The 16,798-nt window shown below is 43.8% G+C and carries 19 protein-coding genes; 16 read left to right on the top strand and 3 right to left on the bottom strand.

Annotated features, from left to right (window positions below):
• Positions 1-114: 114 nt before the first annotated feature.
• Complete coding sequence (locus EKC99_RS09700; RefSeq protein WP_009373496.1) at positions 115-381, top strand: YlbG family protein; 267 nt, start codon at positions 115-117, stop codon at positions 379-381.
• 35 nt (positions 382-416) lie between these two features.
• Here EKC99_RS09700 and EKC99_RS09695 read toward each other — a convergent pair whose 3' ends face one another.
• Positions 417-806: a DUF7147 family protein gene (locus tag EKC99_RS09695; RefSeq protein WP_009373497.1), complete on the bottom strand. Its 390-nt coding sequence runs from the start codon at positions 804-806 to the stop codon at positions 417-419.
• 143 nt (positions 807-949) lie between these two features.
• Between EKC99_RS09695 and EKC99_RS09690 the strand changes: the two genes are divergently transcribed.
• The 3 genes from EKC99_RS09690 (at position 950) to coaD (ending at position 3,613) form a co-directional block, all read left to right on the top strand.
• On the top strand, positions 950-2,278 hold the full coding sequence (locus EKC99_RS09690) for a hypothetical protein (RefSeq protein WP_163151661.1): 1,329 nt from the start codon (positions 950-952) through the stop codon (positions 2,276-2,278).
• Positions 2,279-2,546: 268 nt separating this feature from the next.
• On the top strand, positions 2,547-3,113 hold the full coding sequence (gene rsmD, locus EKC99_RS09685; RefSeq protein ID WP_039938185.1) for a 16S rRNA (guanine(966)-N(2))-methyltransferase RsmD: 567 nt from the start codon (positions 2,547-2,549) through the stop codon (positions 3,111-3,113).
• Positions 3,114-3,115: 2 nt separating this feature from the next.
• The gene (coaD, locus tag EKC99_RS09680) at positions 3,116-3,613 is read left to right on the top strand and encodes a pantetheine-phosphate adenylyltransferase (protein ID WP_009373500.1); all 498 of its coding nucleotides are present in this window, start codon (positions 3,116-3,118) and stop codon (positions 3,611-3,613) included.
• Here coaD and ylbJ read toward each other — a convergent pair.
• Entirely contained in the window at positions 3,610-4,815 is a 1,206-nt protein-coding gene (gene ylbJ / locus EKC99_RS09675; RefSeq protein ID WP_163151659.1) for a sporulation integral membrane protein YlbJ, read from the bottom strand. The genes coaD and ylbJ overlap by 4 nt on opposite strands.
• A gap of 100 nt (positions 4,816-4,915) precedes the next feature.
• Between ylbJ and EKC99_RS09670 the strand changes: the two genes are divergently transcribed.
• Both EKC99_RS09670 and EKC99_RS09665 read left to right on the top strand, forming a co-directional pair.
• Positions 4,916-5,692, top strand: coding sequence for a patatin-like phospholipase family protein (locus tag EKC99_RS09670; RefSeq protein ID WP_163151657.1), 777 nt, complete (start codon positions 4,916-4,918; stop codon positions 5,690-5,692).
• Positions 5,689-6,702 (top strand): SepM family pheromone-processing serine protease, encoded by a 1,014-nt coding sequence (locus tag EKC99_RS09665; protein WP_163151655.1) that lies wholly within the window; start codon positions 5,689-5,691, stop codon positions 6,700-6,702. Before EKC99_RS09670 ends, EKC99_RS09665 begins: the two co-directional genes overlap by 4 nt.
• Here EKC99_RS09665 and EKC99_RS09660 read toward each other — a convergent pair.
• Entirely contained in the window at positions 6,694-7,902 is a 1,209-nt protein-coding gene (locus tag EKC99_RS09660; RefSeq protein WP_163151653.1) for a nucleotidyltransferase, read from the bottom strand. The two genes, EKC99_RS09665 and EKC99_RS09660, sit on opposite strands and share 9 nt — an antisense overlap.
• 141 nt (positions 7,903-8,043) lie before the next feature.
• Here EKC99_RS09660 and EKC99_RS09655 point away from each other — a divergent pair, with 141 nt between their 5' ends.
• The 10 genes from EKC99_RS09655 (at position 8,044) to EKC99_RS09610 (ending at position 16,796) form a co-directional block, all read left to right on the top strand.
• Positions 8,044-8,559, top strand: coding sequence for a YceD family protein (locus EKC99_RS09655; protein ID WP_009373506.1), 516 nt, complete (start codon positions 8,044-8,046; stop codon positions 8,557-8,559).
• 63 nt (positions 8,560-8,622) lie between these two features.
• Positions 8,623-8,796, top strand: a complete 174-nt coding sequence (gene rpmF / locus EKC99_RS09650; protein ID WP_003395111.1) for a 50S ribosomal protein L32 — start codon at positions 8,623-8,625, stop codon at positions 8,794-8,796.
• 106 nt (positions 8,797-8,902) lie between these two features.
• Positions 8,903-9,655 carry an enoyl-CoA hydratase/isomerase family protein gene (locus tag EKC99_RS09645; protein WP_163151663.1) on the top strand — a complete coding sequence of 251 codons (753 nt, stop codon included), beginning with the start codon at positions 8,903-8,905 and terminating at the stop codon, positions 9,653-9,655.
• Between the two features lie 60 nt (positions 9,656-9,715).
• The gene (locus tag EKC99_RS09640; protein ID WP_163151651.1) at positions 9,716-10,162 is read left to right on the top strand and encodes an RsfA family transcriptional regulator; all 447 of its coding nucleotides are present in this window, start codon (positions 9,716-9,718) and stop codon (positions 10,160-10,162) included.
• 67 nt (positions 10,163-10,229) lie between these two features.
• Entirely contained in the window at positions 10,230-11,123 is an 894-nt protein-coding gene (locus EKC99_RS09635; protein ID WP_163151649.1) for a 2-dehydropantoate 2-reductase, read from the top strand.
• The gene (locus EKC99_RS09630) at positions 11,120-11,515 is read left to right on the top strand and encodes a DUF3397 domain-containing protein (RefSeq protein ID WP_009373513.1); all 396 of its coding nucleotides are present in this window, start codon (positions 11,120-11,122) and stop codon (positions 11,513-11,515) included. Before EKC99_RS09635 ends, EKC99_RS09630 begins: the two co-directional genes overlap by 4 nt.
• A 19-nt stretch (positions 11,516-11,534) precedes the next feature.
• A complete protein-coding gene (gene bshC / locus EKC99_RS09625) occupies positions 11,535-13,145 on the top strand; it encodes a bacillithiol biosynthesis cysteine-adding enzyme BshC (RefSeq protein WP_021094866.1) in 1,611 nt (536 codons plus the stop codon).
• 156 nt (positions 13,146-13,301) lie between these two features.
• The gene (rsmH, locus tag EKC99_RS09620) at positions 13,302-14,234 is read left to right on the top strand and encodes a 16S rRNA (cytosine(1402)-N(4))-methyltransferase RsmH (RefSeq protein WP_021094867.1); all 933 of its coding nucleotides are present in this window, start codon (positions 13,302-13,304) and stop codon (positions 14,232-14,234) included.
• An 18-nt stretch (positions 14,235-14,252) separates the two neighbouring features.
• A complete protein-coding gene (gene ftsL, locus EKC99_RS09615) occupies positions 14,253-14,615 on the top strand; it encodes a cell division protein FtsL (RefSeq protein WP_021094868.1) in 363 nt (120 codons plus the stop codon).
• Positions 14,616-14,621: 6 nt separating this feature from the next.
• On the top strand, positions 14,622-16,796 hold the full coding sequence (locus tag EKC99_RS09610; protein WP_042533796.1) for a penicillin-binding protein: 2,175 nt from the start codon (positions 14,622-14,624) through the stop codon (positions 16,794-16,796).
• The last annotated feature ends 2 nt before the right edge of the window (positions 16,797-16,798 follow it).

Raw genomic sequence — 16,798 nt, 5'->3', positions numbered from 1 at the left:
AAAAACAGCAGGGGTGGCAAGCTTTTTTTGTCGAAAACCGCATAAAATCAATAAAAACTTAGGGTATGTCTTTAAAACTTTTGACAATACCAATGAAAAAGGGGGGATGGGCGCATGTTTCCAATGCGTCAAGGCATTATCGTTTGGCTTTATTCGTTAAAACATAGCAAACAATTACGAAAATACGGAAACGTTCATTACGTATCGAAACGATTAAAATATGCTGTTTTATATTGCAATATGGACGAAGCGGAAGGCGTGATGAAAAAGCTCGCTTCTTTACCGTTTGTGAAACGAGTGGAGCCGTCTTACCGCCCGTATGTTAAAGTCGAATTCGAATCGAAAGCAGATAAAGAAAAAGAATATGAGTACGGAATATAAAAGGATGTCCACGCGTGACATCCTTTCGCTTTTCTTTATTGTAGAGGCGGAATGAACCGATTCATGCGCATAATGCCGATTAAATGTTGATAGTACAATTGTAAGTCAGCAAAAAAAGTTGACGGTTTGACATCTAAATGAATAATTTCTTGATTCAATTCTTTCGCTAAATCGAGGAACAACTCATATCGTTTTGTCACTTTCACAGACGGATGTGGAATGCCTTCGCGGCAAATGTATAACGGTTGAAAATCGCCCGGATCCGTCGGATGAAGTACAACGACGAACGATGTGAGCGCTTTCCCGTCTTTCATCGTATGAAAGGCAAACAAACCAGATAAGCGGTGCCGGTTTGATTTTGCGATTTCGATGAGCTCATAAATATCAGAGTATCCTTCTCCTAGTTCAATAAAACGTTGAATCATCTGTTCATTCCCTCACTTTATATGTATTCCATCATTACTTTATCACGTTCAACTTTTTTCGACAATTAGTGAAAACGGTGTATGACAACGGAATGAAATTTTGCTATTGTTATAATATAAACTGCTAATGAAGGAGCCATTGTATGTGGAGAATAGCTTTCATTTCAACGCTCCTTTTCCTTGGAGTTAGCGCAGGAGCTTTATATTACCAATGGGATGAATATCATACGGAAGCGACAAAGCAATCGGTGCTCCAGCATGACATTGAAGCAAAATTTACCGGAAACACGATTGAAGTCGTTCATCATATACGTGGGGCTGTCACGAACACATACGAAGTAACGGTCCCAAAAGAAGTGAAAGATGTTTCGTGTGTAAAACAAAAACAATGCGTGAAACAAAAAAACGGAAAGACGATTGTCCATGTGCCAAATACACATACGATTTCCCTCACTTATCGCGTGACGGTTGCGCAAAAAGAGCCGCTTTTCATAAAAGAATGGCTCATTCGTTTTCATACGACACAACCGCAACAAATGAATGTATCGCTCACCGATGTCGTTCATCCGAAAGGGATATGGGCGGCGGACGGAAAGCTCGTTGGCTACGTATATAAACCGTCTTTTTCGTTTTTTATGTGGGAGAAAAAAGGGGGACAAACCGTTCCCCTCTATTTTCAAACGAAGCCGTTGCGCACATCGTTTGATGAAGATTTTAGCATCTACACAACAAAGCCATTAAACGATGCTGAGCGATTATTTTGGAGGCAAAACGGCGTGCAGACGCTTGTCGTCACCCCATTTCGCCTTCAGTACATGACGCCGACGTTCGTCATTATACCGGATACGTCTTCGTTTTCTGACGTGCAGCGCGCTTACGTTCGCGTGCAGTTAGAACAACGCTTTCCAAATAGCGTTGTCCCCGATTGGATATGGGATTTCTTCGTTTCGTATATGACGAAAACCGAACCGGTCACAACAAAAGCAAAACGTGCGTTGCAACAATTGAAACAAACGTTAACGAAAGAAGAACAACAAACGTTTTGGACGCTCGTTCAAACAAATGACGGTCAATCGTTGACGATGAAAAAGCTAGATGAATGGTTAGGCAAGGCATATGGGGGAAATACGACATTTTTTCAATGCGAACAATCGTACATGACATTTACGGAACGAAAAATGCTCGTCGTCAATGACGTGAAATTGCCGACAGCTCATGTATTATTAAAAGATGGTCAGCAACTGTTTCCATTCGTTCCGATTATGCGCACGCTTGGCTATACGGTTCAACGTTCAGGAGAAGCTGTATTTATTGAAAAAGATGGGGCACGTTGGCGCTTTTTTATCAACGGCACGAAGACGGTCGTTCAACAGTGGGATGGAACGTTATACATGGAGCGAACCGAATTTCCAAAATGGTTTTCCGTCTACATTAGTGAAACGAGCGAAGAAATACACGTCGTTGGGCAATAATATAAAAAATACCCTGTGGCATATGCCGCAGGGACCCTTCCATTCTTTTTCGGACAAGCCGAAAAAGAGAAGGAAAAAAGGGAGAGGAGAAACCGGAGGAAGAACTTATGGGGAACGTAAGTCTTCTCCGTGGTTGGCAACAACATCATCAACGATGTTGTTACTATGAGTATAACCATTGTTTTGCATTGTATACATGATTATCATTTTTTTCTCACTTCTTTCTTTGTTTCGTCATGTTCTGACTATAAAAGCGAGGTGAAAGATGATGCGGGTTATATCAGGGAAATGCAAAGGCAAACCGCTTCAAGCTGTTCCGGGGATGACGACGCGTCCGACGACAGATAAAGTAAAAGAAGCGATCTTTAATATGATTGGTCCGTATTTTTCAGGAGGGCTTGGGCTCGATTTATTTGGTGGAAGCGGTGGACTCGGTATTGAAGCGCTCAGCCGCGGTTTAGATCGCGTCATTTTCGTTGACCATGACGCGAAAGCCGTTCAAACGATAAAAAAGAACGTCACCGCTTGTCGCCTAACAGATCAGGCGGAAATTTACCGCAACGATGCGGAACGAGCATTAAAAGCAATCATCAAACGCGGCTTGACGTTTCGCCTCATTTTTCTTGATCCCCCTTATAAAAATAAGCAGCTTGAAGCGCTTATTGGGATCATCGATAGTCATCAACTGTTACAAAAAGACGGCTTTGTTGTCGCTGAGCACGGAGCGGAAGGACAACTCGCCAAACAAATTGGCCGCTTAACGCAAGTAAAACATGAAACGTATGGCATCACCGCTGTATCGATTTACGCCTATGTCGATGAGGAAGGGGAATAAATATGGCAAGCATCGCAGTATGCCCTGGGAGTTTTGACCCTGTTACGTACGGGCATTTAGATATTATTCGCCGCGGGGCAAAAGTGTTTGACAAAGTATATGTTGTCGTATTAAACAATTCATCGAAAAAGCCATTATTTTCAACAGAAGAGCGAGTGCAATTGCTAGAAGAAGTGACGAAAGATTTACATAACGTCGTTGTCGACTCTTATCAAGGACTGCTTGTCGACTATGCGAAAAGTAAACAGGCGAGCGCGATTTTGCGCGGATTGCGCGCCGTCTCCGATTTTGAATACGAAATGCAAATTACATCGATGAACCGCATATTAAACGAACAAATTGAAACGTTTTTTATGATGACGAACAACCAATACTCTTTTTTAAGTTCAAGCATCGTAAAAGAAGTGGCGAAATATAACGGCAACATTTCCGAACTCGTGCCAAAAGTTGTGGAAGAAGCGCTTCGGAAAAAGTTTTCTGATGCCAAAAACCACCTTTAAGCAGGTGGTTTTTCACGTCGAAAAGCGATGGCGACATATAACAAACAGGCTGTTGCAGTGATCATAAAGCCGTATTGTTCGATCCAATGTATGTATAATACAGGCCAATCGATCGTCGCTTTCGGAAGCCATACCGGTAACGTTTCTACCGATTCAAGCGGCTGAACGTATAGCGGTTTCCAAAGAATTGAAGCAAAACAAGCGGCAAATAGTCCGTGAAATATGCGAGCGATGAAAAACGGTTGAAAGCGAATATTTGCTTCCGCTAAAATGCTCGCCACTTGTGCTTGTACCGAAAAACCGCCAAAAGCGAGAATAAAGCTTGTGACGATCACTTTTTGCAACAATGTCGCATTTGTTGCTTCGCTCGCCATTTGGCTGCCGAGCGTAATTTCAAACACCCCTGCGATGAGCGGAACACTTAATTCGCGCGGCAAATGAAAAATGGCTAGCACGTATTGTACAACATGTGCAAGCATGTCGGTTATATTTGTCACATAAAGCAATCGATTGAGAACAGAAAATAAAATAATAAACCCGCCGATCATAAAAAGCGTTTGAATGGAGGAGCGGACGGCATCTCCGAGAAGCTTTCCGATCGCTTGGTTATTTTTTAAGCGCGTTTTATGCATCGCGCGAAACGCTTGACGGAGAATGCCTTTTTTTTGTTTTTGAACAACATATTCTTCCTCTTTTCCGTGAAAGCGCATGATGAATCCGACACAAATGTTGCCAAGATAATGAGATAAGGCAAGAACGATACCGATGTTCGGATTATGAAAAAAACCGACTGAAATCGCGCCAAAAATAAAAAGTGGATTAGACGAGTTTGTAAACGAAACGAGCCGTTCTGCTTCAATGGCGGAAAGTTGTTGTTGCTGTCTTAAGCGCGCGGTCAGCTTCGCGCCAGCAGGGTAGCCGGAAGCCATCCCCATCGCCCAAACGAACCCGCCGATGCCTGGCACTTTAAAAAGCGGACGCATGAATGGCTCAAGCAATACACCGAGAAAATGAACGACACCAAATCCAATTAAAATTTCTGATACAATAAAAAAAGGGAGAAGGGAAGGAAAGACGACATCCCACCACATATGCAATCCGCGCACTGCTGCTTCAAACGACTGTTGTGGATAGCGGAGCAATGCGATACATAAACAAACAATTATAGATGATAGCATCAACGTTTTCCATTTTTCTTTCATCGTTCGTTGGCCTCCTCATTCGCCGATCGTGCTCGTTTTAATATACGAGTATATGTGGACATTTTAGACCATAGTATTGAACAGGGAAGGGGGAACATGAATGAAAATCGGGTTAGCCTTAGGCTCCGGCGGGGCGCGCGGCTTTGCGCATGCGGGTGTCATTAAAGTGTTAGAAGAAGAAAATATCCCGATTCATATGATCGCAGGAAGCAGCATGGGCGCCCTCGTTGGAGCGTTATATGCATCGGGGATGTCAACGGAACGATTATATCGGCTAGCGACAGCGTTTCGACGCAACGATTATATTGATTGGACAGTGCCGAAAATGGGGTTAATTTCGGGGGCACATATTAAGCAGTTCATCGCTGTCATGACAAAACAAATGCGAATCGAACATACTCGCATTCCGTTAGCGATTGTCGCAACCGATTTACAAAAAGGAGAAAAAGTTGTGTTCCGCGAAGGAAAAATAGCCGATGCGGTGCGGGCGAGCATTTCGATTCCCGGCATTTTTGTACCAGAGCGACGGAATGGACGGTTGCTTGTCGATGGCGGGGTGATCGATCGCGTGCCAGCTGCTGTCGTTCGGGAGATGGGCGCGGACGTTGTCATCGCTGTCGATGTCGCTTCCGTCAAAAAGAACGATACGATTTCATCTATTTTCGATGTCATTTTACAAAGTTTAGATATTATTCAAGCTGAGCTTGCTTCTCATCGCATCGCCCAAGCGGATGTCGTCATTCGTCCGCAGCTAGAACGTTATAGTTCGTATGCATTTACCCATGCGAAAGAAATGATTCAAATCGGTGAAGAAGCGGCGCAGCAACAGCTTCCAGCCATTCGCCAACTGCTTGCAGAGAAGGGGTTTGAACAATGAAGAAAAAACGTTATATTGCAACGACAATCATGATCGCACTACTATTCGTTTTTGCTACGTTTTTCCACTTGCCGTATTACGTCACGATGCCCGGAACGGCTGAACCGTTGCGTCCGCTCGTTGAAGTCGAAGGCGGCTATAAAGAAAAAGGAAAATTTATGTTAACGACCGTTCGAATGGGGCAGGCGAATCTTTTTTCATTTGCGCTTGCGCACATGAGTAAATATAACGAACTATATCGGATGGATGAAGTGCGTCAAGAAGGAGAAAACGATGAAGAATATACGCACCGTCAATTGAAAATGATGGAAAATTCAAAAGAAACGGCGATTGCTGTCGCGTATAAAAAAGCAAATCGGCCGTTTTCGTATCGAAATAAAGGGGTGTATGTGCTTTACGTCGTTGACGGCATGCCTGCGGCAAACGTCTTGAAAAGCGGCGATCAATTAGTTGCCATTGACGGACAAAGAATTGAAGAAGCAGATGCGTTTATTCAATACGTAAGTGGAAAGAAAAAAGGAGATCGCGTTCGTGTCACATATAAGCGAGCGGGAAAAGAAAAAACGGCGACATTTGCGCTGGCGCCGTTTCCGAAAGAAAAAAATCGCGTCGGTCTCGGTCTTTCCGTCATGACTGATCGCGATATTGTCACAGATCCACCTGTTCGCATTGAATCGGATCAAATTGGTGGACCGTCAGCTGGGCTTATGTTTGCACTCGAAGTGTACAACCAACTCATTCCAGAAGATTTGACAAAAGGATATCGCATTGCTGGGACCGGAACGATTAACATCGACGGAGAAGTCGGACCGATCGGCGGCATTTCTCAAAAGGTGATTGCAGCCCATAAAGCAGGTGCGGACATTTTTTTCGCTCCGAACGAACGCGGAGCGAAACGTTCAAACTATAAAGAAGCGGTGAAAACGGCAAAAGACATCGGAACAAAGATGAAAATTGTCCCTGTCGATACGTTCGATGATGCCGTTCAATTTTTGCGAAAGTTATCGTAACGGAGGTGTGGCGTATTCACGTTGCAACGCTTCCGTTCGAAGCGGCTCAGGCAATATACACATATATGCTTGCGCCGCTTTTTTTTCGATATGATATACAGGATCGTCATACATATGTTTCACGTTTGTCACGATCGGCAATGTTGTTTGTTTTTTCACTTTTCGCACATACGCTCTCCCGATTTCATTCATCGCTAGCAGGCGAATGTATGTCGCTTTTTTATTTTTATGCGCTTTCGCCATTTCTTTTTTCGTGACGTTCGTCAATATGTGCGTACATATGCGTTGCAATCGCGTCCACGTATATCGTTTCGTTTTGATCGCCGAAAGAAAACCGTGAAACGATGTGGCATGTGCAATGGCCTGTTGCAACCGATGTTCAATTCCTTCTTCGACTTCGGCGATGTGACGAATATCCTCTCGTTCCATCGTCAATAAACGATATTTTAAAAGCGGAAAATATGTTTCCCAATCGTGCCATGTCGTATATGTATGTCGATACGTTTGTAACGTTTCGTATGTCGTTTTAGGAACGTAGCGTACGACGACATCGTCATGACCGGACTGTAAAAAACGGCGAATGCTCGTGGCGCTCGCGATGCTTTCATTCGCAGGGAGCGTCTGATCGTGATAATGGGCAACCGTTCGTTGAATCGTCTCCGGTATCATTTTGCTTTGTTGCTCAATGATCGCTTTGACGTAATGCAGTCCTAAAATGTTGTTTGGTTGCGACATATCAAGTATATCGTGACCGATATCATTCAGCGCTAACGCGTATGCTTTCGCATAGCTCATCCCTTGTTTCATATAATGTTTCACTTTTTCGTCATGTTGCTCTTTTTCGTTTATCAGCAATTGAGAGATTTCGATAAACGCATCGATGTTTCCGTGTTCGCTTCCGAAACATAATTGTTCACAAAAAAGAGCATCAAGAATCGAAATGGCGCCATGGGCGAACCATTCGGCCGTTTGTACCGCAAACGGATAAGGAAGTTCGACGACGAGATCGACACCGCCGGCAAGCGCCATGCGAGCTCGTTCCCATTTTGGCACGATGGCCGGTTCCCCTCTTTGCGTAAATGAGCTGCTCATGACGGCGATGATGCAATCCGCGTTCGTTTTTTTTCGCGTTTGTTGCACATGATATAAATGCCCGTTATGAAACGGATTGTATTCGACCACGATGCCGACCGCTTTCATTTGTCGTCCACCTTTCTTTTTTGTTTAAAACGTGATACAGTGAGTATAAGTCGATTATAATGGAAGTAGTGTAAAGAAAAAATATTGACAAAACGGGTGTTCAAACGTATAATTTTCTTTGTTGTCTTGAGGTGATTATCATTGAGATGGTCTATTCATCAACTTCATCAGTTGCAGCATAAAGGGCTGACGATTGACGAAATGGCCGATGTGTCCGAGCTAAAAGAAGTGGACGCTTCCATTCGCGACATTTCTCCTGTTCATATTTCTGGACGGGCAGATATAAGCGCGAAAAAATTTACGTTCCACTTAACGATTGAGGGAACGATGAAGCTTCCTTGTTCTCGTACGCTTGTGGACGTATCGTATCCATTCGCGATCGAAAGCACAGAAACGTTTTTTCTAAACGATTATGACGCAACAGATGAAGAGTCGCACATTGTTCAAGGAGAAGCGATCGACTTAATGCCGATCGTCAAAGAACTTATTCTTCTTGAAATTCCAATGCAAGTGTTTAGCGAGCAGCCGGATCATCCCGATGCCGTTCCGCAATCAGGAAAAGATTGGACGGTCCTTTCAGAAGAAGAGTATGAAAATAAAATTGATCCGCGCCTTGCGAAGCTAGCAAAGTTTTTCGAAAACAAAAATGAATCTTAAGGGAAGATCCGGAACTACACCGGCCTCCATATTCGCCTAAATCTCTTTAAGGAGGTGGAAATGATGGCAGTACCTTTTAGAAGAACATCGAAAATGAAAAAGAGACTACGTCGTACGCACTTCAAATTGCGCGTACCTGGTATGGTAGAATGCCCAAACTGCGGTGAAATGAAACTTGCTCATCGCGTATGTAAAGTTTGTGGAACATACAAAGGAAAAGACGTTGTAAACAAATAAGAGAAGCGTAAGGGTCGTTCCCTTGCGCTTTTCTTATTTTTAAAAGGAAAACAGCATAAAAAAAGCGAATAAACATGACGTACATGCAATAAAGGGGAGAGAGATGATGATTGAAAAACAACATGGGATCGTTTGGTTTACGATTTGTCGTCCGACAAGACGAAATGCCATTGATTATGCGGTCATGGATGAACTTGAACAGGCACTTCAGCTCGTTGAATTAGATGATGAAGCGAAAGTGCTCGTCATTACTGGCGAAGGGGAAGAGGCATTTTGTGCTGGCGGCGACTTACAAGTATTTCATCAGCTGACGACAAAAGAGGAAGCGCATGCGATGCTATGGAAAATGGGAAACATTTTATATCGTTTATTGACGTTATCGAAGCCAACCGTTGCGCTCATAAACGGTACAGCGATCGGCGGAGGTTGTGAATTGGCGACAGCGTGTGATTTTCGCTTCGCCCGTGCTGGTGCCCGCCTTGGATTTGTCCAAGCGAATTTAGCCATTACAACAGGTTGGGGCGGCGCGGCGATGTTATTTGAAAAAATGGCGTATGACAAAGCGCTCGATTTATTGTTACACGCGCAAACGATCACAGCTGAGGAGGCGGAGCGCATCGGTTTCGTTCACCGCATTTTCCCTGACTCGTTGCGCGAACGATGCGAAAAACAATTAAGTTATTATACGAATAAACCGACTGCGGTATTGCGCGCCTATAAAGAAGCGGCGATCGGACGTTGGAAAACAGAGGAGTTTCGCCACCGCTTTTTCGCTGAAATTGAACGATGTGCGTATTTATGGGAAAGCGAAGAGCACGATCGAGCGGTGCAATCATTTTTAGCAAAACGAAACAAATAATCTTCTATCTTCTCTATTAGCTGCATACGCATATAGTAAATGGAGCGAGGAGGGATAGAAATGATGCGTCAAGATGCGTGGACAGAAGAAGAAGATATGTTGCTTGCTGAAACGGTGTTATCTTTTGTGAGAGAAGGTGGCACACAATTACGAGCGTTTGAAGAAGTAGGGAAAAAACTATCGCGAACGGCAGCGGCTTGCGGATTTCGTTGGAACGCGTACGTGCGCAAAAAATATGAACAGGAGCTAGAGGTTGCCAAACAGCAGCGGAAAAAGAAAAAAGAGCCGCAAACGCCTGAGCGCGATATGACGTTACAAGATGTTATTTCTTTTTTACAAACGTTGCAACAGCGCGGAGAAGGGCAACAAGAAATCGAACGATTGCGAGAGCAAGTATGGACGCTCCAAAAAGAAAAAGAAGCGCTTGAAAAACAACTGCAAGCGGTGCAGCAAGAATATCAAGCCGTCATGCACATTTTAGAGCGCGCCCGCCAATTGTCTGTGTAGTAGCTGATAGACGACAGCTACTTTTTTTTATACAATAAAACATAGTAAGAAAAGAGGAGGACGTGCGGTGCACATCGGAATTGTAGGAGGCGGAGCGATTGGATTGTTGACGGCGGCATATTTTTGTGGCGACCATGACGTCACGATTTATACACGCCGAAATGAGCAAGCGAAAAAGCTATGCACACATGGGCTGACGGTCATATGCGGAAACGAACGGACGACGCATCGCGTACATGCCGAACCGTTCGTTCGTGAAATTGAAGAAGAGATGTTGTTTATTGCAGTGAAACAATACGATTTGGCAAACATATTGCAGACGCACATACATATGCTTCAAGCCAATGCGATTATGTTTTTACAAAACGGCATGGGACATGTGTCGTATTTGCCGCATGTGCCGCATCATCATATTGCGCTCGCTGTCGTCGAACATGGCGCCTTAAAAATTGATGATACGACCGTTTCTCATACCGGGGTCGGTCAAACGAAATGGAGCGTATGGCGAGGGGAAAAAGAAGCGTTTTCGTTTTTATCATTGACAAACAATCGCTTTCCGTTTCAATATGTCGACGATTGGGAAGCGATGTTGCTTGAAAAATTAATGGTAAACGTAGCGATTAATCCGCTCACCGCTTTATTGCGCGTCCCAAACGGTATGTTAGTGACACATGAACCGTATCGACAAGCGATGAAACAGTTGTTTCAAGAAGTGGCGTCCGTTTTCCAACTCGAACAACGAGAACGCATCTGGAAACATATTGAAACGATCTGTCATCAAACGGCCGCCAATCGTTCGTCAATGTTGCGTGACATCGAGTCGGGGCGAAAGACGGAATTAGACGCGATTTTACGTTATGTGATCGAGCGAGCGAACGAGCGATGCGTCCCAGCGCCCATTAGCACGTTTTTATATGCGCTTGTGAAAGGGAAACAATTAGAGGGGGAGAAGGAGAGATGAAAGATATACTCGCCTCTTTCGTTGCGATCATGATTGTGATGCCGTTTTTTTCGTTTTTTTTTATGTTTACGCTCGCAAAAACCGTGTTTAAGCGGAAAGGAAAGCGTGCGTTTCATCTTGCGGTGAACGGCTCGACCATTTTTTTTATTTTCGCCGTTCACATTTTATTGCAAGCGATTTTTCAACGGTCGTATATCGTTGAACTACTCGTGTTTTTTATTGTTACATTTATGATTGGGATCGTTTTATATTGGAAAAAAACAGGCGATGTATCGCTGCCACGAACGTTTAAATTGTATTGGAAAATGCAATTTTTATTATTTACAACCGCTTATATTGGATTGTTCATATATGGGATCATTCATCGTGTCATGATCGCATTTTCATCATGAATCGGAAAGGAAGTTTACAATGGAAGTGATTGAGCTGTCATTGCCAGCAACAAACCGTTTAGCAACGGAATATATCGAGGGGAAGTTTCCAGTCAGCGAAGCGTTTCACTCTTATTCGTTTGAACAACGTTTGCGTGAATTGCAAAAACGAACGTATGCTCGTGAAGCGCTTGCGGATCATTTATTAACGTATCATCAAAAGTTTCAAGCAAGTCGTGAAACGATCGCAAACATTGAAAAACTACGTCAGCGAGAAAGTGTCGTTGTCATCGGCGGACAACAAGCAGGGCTTTTAACCGGACCGTTATATACGATATATAAAATCATTTCGATTATCGTATTAGCAAAGCAACAAGAGAAACAGCTTGGCGTTCCTGTCGTGCCAATATTTTGGGTGGCTTCTGAAGACCATGATATTTCAGAAATAAATTATGTACATATCGCTGAACATGGAAAAGTAAAAAAATATGTATATCCGCCATTAGCGAAAGAAAAGCGAATGGCTGCTCATATTGATATCGATGCGGATGCGTTGAAGCATTGGATTGACGATGTGTTAAAAACGTATGGCGAGACGGACGTGACAAACGAGTTGCGCGCATACATACATGAATGTATCACGCGATCCGATACGGTGACGGACTTTTTTGTGGCAATCATTTTAACGTTGTTTGCGAAAGAAGGCATCGTCGTCGTTGATGCCGCTCATCCGCAGCTTCGGGCGATCGAGCGCGAATGGTTTATGACGCTTGCTTATGAACATAAAGCGATTACAAACGCCCTTCAAACCCAACAACGACACCTTGCACAACTAGGCTATGCACGAGCCATTGATGTCTCGCCATTGTGCGCTCATTTGTTTTACGATGACGGTCAACGTCGGTTATTATATTACGACGATGACAAGCAACATTTTTACACGAAAGATGGGGCATATCGTTTTACGCCAGATGAATTAAGACAACGAATTGAAAGCGAACCGCAATCATTTAGCAACAACGTCGTCACACGACCGCTTATGCAAGAGTGGCTATTTCCGACGCTTGCTTTTATTGCTGGTCCGGGCGAAATCGCTTATTGGGCAGAGTTAAAACGCGTGTTTGAGCATTTTCATTGGCATATGCCGCCCATTGTACCGCGCCTTTCTTTCACGCTTGTTGAGCGCCATATTGCTACCGATTTAGCGGATGTGCGCATGACGGTAGAAGAGGCGTTAACAAAAGGGACGAAGGAGGCGCTAGACACATGGGTGCGCACAAATCAACCTGCCCCATTCGATGAAACGTTTGATGAAGCGAAAAAACAAATGGCGCACATTCATAAACAACTGCGTCAACTCGGCATGCAAATTGATCCTCACCTTGAGGGAGTGATGTTGAAAAATGCCGAACGGATCGAGACACAAATCGATTATCTTCAACAATTGATTACACGACGCATGTTGCAAAAACATAATGTGCACGTGCGCAAATATGAGCGCATTGAACTGTCGCTTCGCCCGAACAATATGCCACAAGAACGCGTCTGGAACATCACTTACTATATGAATCGCTATGGATTAGACTTTGTTTCCCGCCTTCTTCATGTCGATTATCGTTGGAACGGGATGCATAAAATTGTATATCTTTAACTATTTTCGTCGATAAAAAAATCCTGTCGCGCACAGGATTTTTTTTATGTACAATAGAATAGTTCGGAAGTAAGTAGTGAATTTAGTGAAATGATGGTACAATACAATTGTACTCATTTTCTTATAAAGCAAGTGAAATCGAGGTAGGTGACATCTTTGTTTCATCACGTAACGGTATTATTAAAAGAAACGGTTGACGGATTAAATATTAAAAAAGATGGTACATATGTAGATTGTACGCTCGGTGGAGCTGGACATAGCGAATATTTATTATCGCAATTATCGCCAGAAGGAAGATTGTTCGCCTTCGATCAAGACGATGTGGCGATTCGTCATGCACAACAGAAACTGGAACGATATAGCGGTCAGTTTACGATTATTAAAAGTAACTTTCGCTATATGAAACAACAGCTAGCCCTTTACGGTGTGCATGAAGTAGACGGCATTTTGTTTGATCTTGGCGTATCATCTCCGCAGTTAGATATGCCTGAGCGGGGGTTTAGTTATCAACATGAAGCGCCGCTCGATATGCGCATGGATCGCGAACAAACGTTAACGGCGTATGACGTCGTGAACACATGGCCGTATGAACAGCTTGTAAAAATTTTCTTTCAATATGGCGAAGAAAAATTTTCAAAAGCGATCGCCCGTAAAATTGAGCAAACGCGCAAGCAAAAGTCGATTGAAACGACAACGGAGCTCGCAGAAGTCATTAAAGAAGCCATTCCGGCACCGGCGCGCCGAACAGGAGGACATCCGGCCAAACGGGTGTTTCAAGCGATTCGCATTGCGGTCAACGATGAGTTGCGCGCGTTTGAAGAAGCGATTGAACAAGCGATTGACTTATTAAAACCGGGCGGACGAATTAGCGTCATTACGTTCCATTCGCTTGAAGACCGCATTTGTAAGCTCGCGTTTAAACAAGCAAGTGAAACGCCGCACTTGCCGCCGGGATTGCCGATCATTCCTGATGAATACAAGCCGAAATTAAAAATCATTACAAAAAAACCGATCGTTCCGTCAGAAGAAGAATTGCAACATAATCATCGCGCACGATCTGCGAAGTTACGCATCGCTGAAAAACTGTAAAAAGGAGGAGAAAAAAGGATGGCTGCTGTTCGTATACAACAAAAAGTACAACAACGCGAACAACACGTCCAACGCGAGCCGAAGAAGAAGAAAAAGGCACAGCGGGGCATACGTTGGACGTTCGGGGAAAAAATGGTGTTTGTTTCGTTTCTCGCATTTGCGCTATATAGTAGCGTCACGATTATCTCTAACCAGTTCACGATTTATCATGTCAATAAAGAAGTGCAACAGTTGCAAGCGGACATTCAAGAGCAACAAAAACAAAACCGCGATTTATACGCACAAGTGCAAGAGTTAAGCACGTATGAGCGCATTTTAGCGAAAGCGAAAGAACTTGGTTTGACATTAAACGAAAACAACGTAAAAGTTGTGCAGGACTGATGCCAAATGAGAAAGCATAAACATACACATAGAGGAGCAGCTATATGTTTCATTTTTTTTAGCTTGCTCTTTTTTACATTGTTTGGGCGTTTCGTTTATTTACAAGCAACAGGGGAAGCGGATGGAAGAGCGTTAGCTGTTGAGGCGCAAAAGCGTTATTTAAAAAAACAAGTGCTTGAAGCGAAGCGAGGGACGATTTTTGATCGGCACGGTGAAGTCATCGCAGAAGACATTCCTTCTTACACGGTCGCTGCCATTCTCGATCCGAACATGCCGCAACACGTGACTGATCCGGAAGAAACAGCTCGTAAACTCGCACCGCTATTAAAGATGGATGTAGCGGATGTAGAGCGTATTTTGAAAAAAAAGGCGCATCAAGTCGAGTTCGGTCCGAACGGTCGCGGCATTAGCCAAACGCTTAAGCAAAAAATTGAGGCGTTACAGCTTCCAGGCATTACGTTTGTACGCGATTCAAAACGATTTTATCCGAACGGTACGTTCGCATCATACGTCGTCGGTTATGCCCAAAAAGATGAGGAAAAGGAAGAAGTTGTCGGAAAAATGGGCATTGAAAAACAGTTCAATGAACAGTTAAAAGAAAAAGATGGCGAGGTCTATTATAAAGGTGACCAACAAGGGTTTAAGCTGCCTCATTCGGATGAAACCATCGTTCCACCGCAAAACGGAAAAGACGTATATTTGACGATTGATAAAAAAATCCAAACGTTTTTAGAAGATGCGATGAATGCGGTGGAAAAACAATATGCTCCGAAAAAAATAATCGCCATCGTGGCAGATGCGAAAACAGGGGCGATTTTAGCGATGAGCACTCGCCCGAGCTTTAATCCGAACAAACGAAATATTGAAAACTACTTGAACGATGCGATTGCATATCCGTACGAACCGGGATCGACAATGAAAATTTTTACGCTTGCCGCTGCCGTGAATGAAGGGGTGTTTCACGCAAACGAGACGTATCAATCCGGCTCTTATCAAGTTGGAAACCATCGCATTCGCGACCATAATAAAGTCGGTTGGGGGAAAATTACGTTTCTTGAAGGGGTGCAACGTTCGTCAAACGTGGCATTCGCAAAAATCGTGCGCGAAAAACTAGGGGAAGATCGCTTTTTACAATATTTGCATCGCTTCCATTTTAACGAGCCGACAGGTATTGAATTGCCGGGCGAAAAGGCGGGAAACATTTTATATCGTTATCCGATCGAAAAAGTGACGACAGGTTTCGGGCAAGGAACATCCGTTACACCAATTCAACAAATTCAGGCGGCTACGGCGATCGCAAACGGCGGAAAAATGATGAAACCGTACGTTGTCGATCGCATCGTTGATCCAGACAGCGGGAAAACGGTCGTAAAACATGAACCGACCGTTGTCGATACACCGATTTCAAAAGAAACAGCAGAAAAAGTGTTAGACATTTTAGAAACGGTCGTTACATCTGAAAAAGGAACAGGGCGTCCGTACCAAATTGAAGGTTATCGCGTCGCAGGGAAAACAGGAACGGCGCAAATTCCAAATCCGAAAGGCGGATATTTAACAGGGCACCAAAACTATATTTTCTCGTTTTTAGGTATGGCACCGCGCGAAAATCCGCGCTTAATTATGTATGTCGCTGTGCAACAACCAAACATTTCATATACGGAAACGGGGGCGGCGCCCGTATCGATGATTTTTAATCCCGTCATGAAAAATAGTTTACAATATTTAAACATTCAACCGACTGTTGAGAAAAAGCGGGAGAAAAAAGACAAAAGCATCCCTCTTCCTTCGTATGTCGGTCAATCGGTTGAACAGGCGGCACAGTCGTTGAAAAAACAAGGGTTCAATGTCACGATCGTCGGCAAAGGAAAAGAAGTGCGTGCGCAGTTTCCGAAAGAAGGGGAACACGTCGTTGCACCCGATCGCATTTTGTTGCAAACGGACGGACAAGCGATCATGCCAGATGTGACCGGCTGGTCGTTGCGCGATGTTATGAAGCTAGCTGATTTGTTGCAGTTAAAACCGAGCTTTATCGGAAGTGGATATGTGTTCAGGCAAAATATCTCTCCGGGAGCGGTTGTAAAACAACACGACTATATTATTGTCGAGCTTGCAAAACCGTCACATATCGATGAAAAACAACAAGCAGACACCGAACAACAAGTAGACGGTCCAGTCGATTAGTT

This window comes from Anoxybacillus sp. MB8 (genome assembly GCF_011006755.1).
Classification (GTDB): domain Bacteria; phylum Bacillota; class Bacilli; order Bacillales; family Anoxybacillaceae; genus Anoxybacillus; species Anoxybacillus gonensis.
The sequence above is the reverse complement of the archived record's forward strand: the minus strand, read 5'-3'. Positions and strand labels throughout refer to the sequence as shown.

Excerpts from the sequence above, each read along its gene's own strand:
- EKC99_RS09700 (WP_009373496.1), top strand. The coding sequence starts at position 115 with ATGTTTCCAATGCGTCAAGGCATTATCGTTTGGCTTTATTCGTTAAAA.
- EKC99_RS09695 (WP_009373497.1), bottom strand. The coding sequence starts at position 806 with ATGATTCAACGTTTTATTGAACTAGGAGAAGGATACTCTGATATTTAT.
- EKC99_RS09690 (WP_163151661.1), top strand. The coding sequence starts at position 950 with ATGTGGAGAATAGCTTTCATTTCAACGCTCCTTTTCCTTGGAGTTAGC.
- rsmD (WP_039938185.1), top strand. The coding sequence starts at position 2,547 with ATGCGGGTTATATCAGGGAAATGCAAAGGCAAACCGCTTCAAGCTGTT.
- coaD (WP_009373500.1), top strand. The coding sequence starts at position 3,116 with ATGGCAAGCATCGCAGTATGCCCTGGGAGTTTTGACCCTGTTACGTAC.
- ylbJ (WP_163151659.1), bottom strand. The coding sequence starts at position 4,815 with ATGAAAGAAAAATGGAAAACGTTGATGCTATCATCTATAATTGTTTGT.
- EKC99_RS09670 (WP_163151657.1), top strand. The coding sequence starts at position 4,916 with ATGAAAATCGGGTTAGCCTTAGGCTCCGGCGGGGCGCGCGGCTTTGCG.
- EKC99_RS09665 (WP_163151655.1), top strand. The coding sequence starts at position 5,689 with ATGAAGAAAAAACGTTATATTGCAACGACAATCATGATCGCACTACTA.
- EKC99_RS09660 (WP_163151653.1), bottom strand. The coding sequence starts at position 7,902 with ATGAAAGCGGTCGGCATCGTGGTCGAATACAATCCGTTTCATAACGGG.
- rpmF (WP_003395111.1), top strand. The coding sequence starts at position 8,623 with ATGGCAGTACCTTTTAGAAGAACATCGAAAATGAAAAAGAGACTACGT.
- EKC99_RS09645 (WP_163151663.1), top strand. The coding sequence starts at position 8,903 with ATGATTGAAAAACAACATGGGATCGTTTGGTTTACGATTTGTCGTCCG.
- EKC99_RS09640 (WP_163151651.1), top strand. The coding sequence starts at position 9,716 with ATGATGCGTCAAGATGCGTGGACAGAAGAAGAAGATATGTTGCTTGCT.
- EKC99_RS09630 (WP_009373513.1), top strand. The coding sequence starts at position 11,120 with ATGAAAGATATACTCGCCTCTTTCGTTGCGATCATGATTGTGATGCCG.
- bshC (WP_021094866.1), top strand. The coding sequence starts at position 11,535 with ATGGAAGTGATTGAGCTGTCATTGCCAGCAACAAACCGTTTAGCAACG.
- ftsL (WP_021094868.1), top strand. The coding sequence starts at position 14,253 with ATGGCTGCTGTTCGTATACAACAAAAAGTACAACAACGCGAACAACAC.
- EKC99_RS09610 (WP_042533796.1), top strand. The coding sequence starts at position 14,622 with ATGAGAAAGCATAAACATACACATAGAGGAGCAGCTATATGTTTCATT.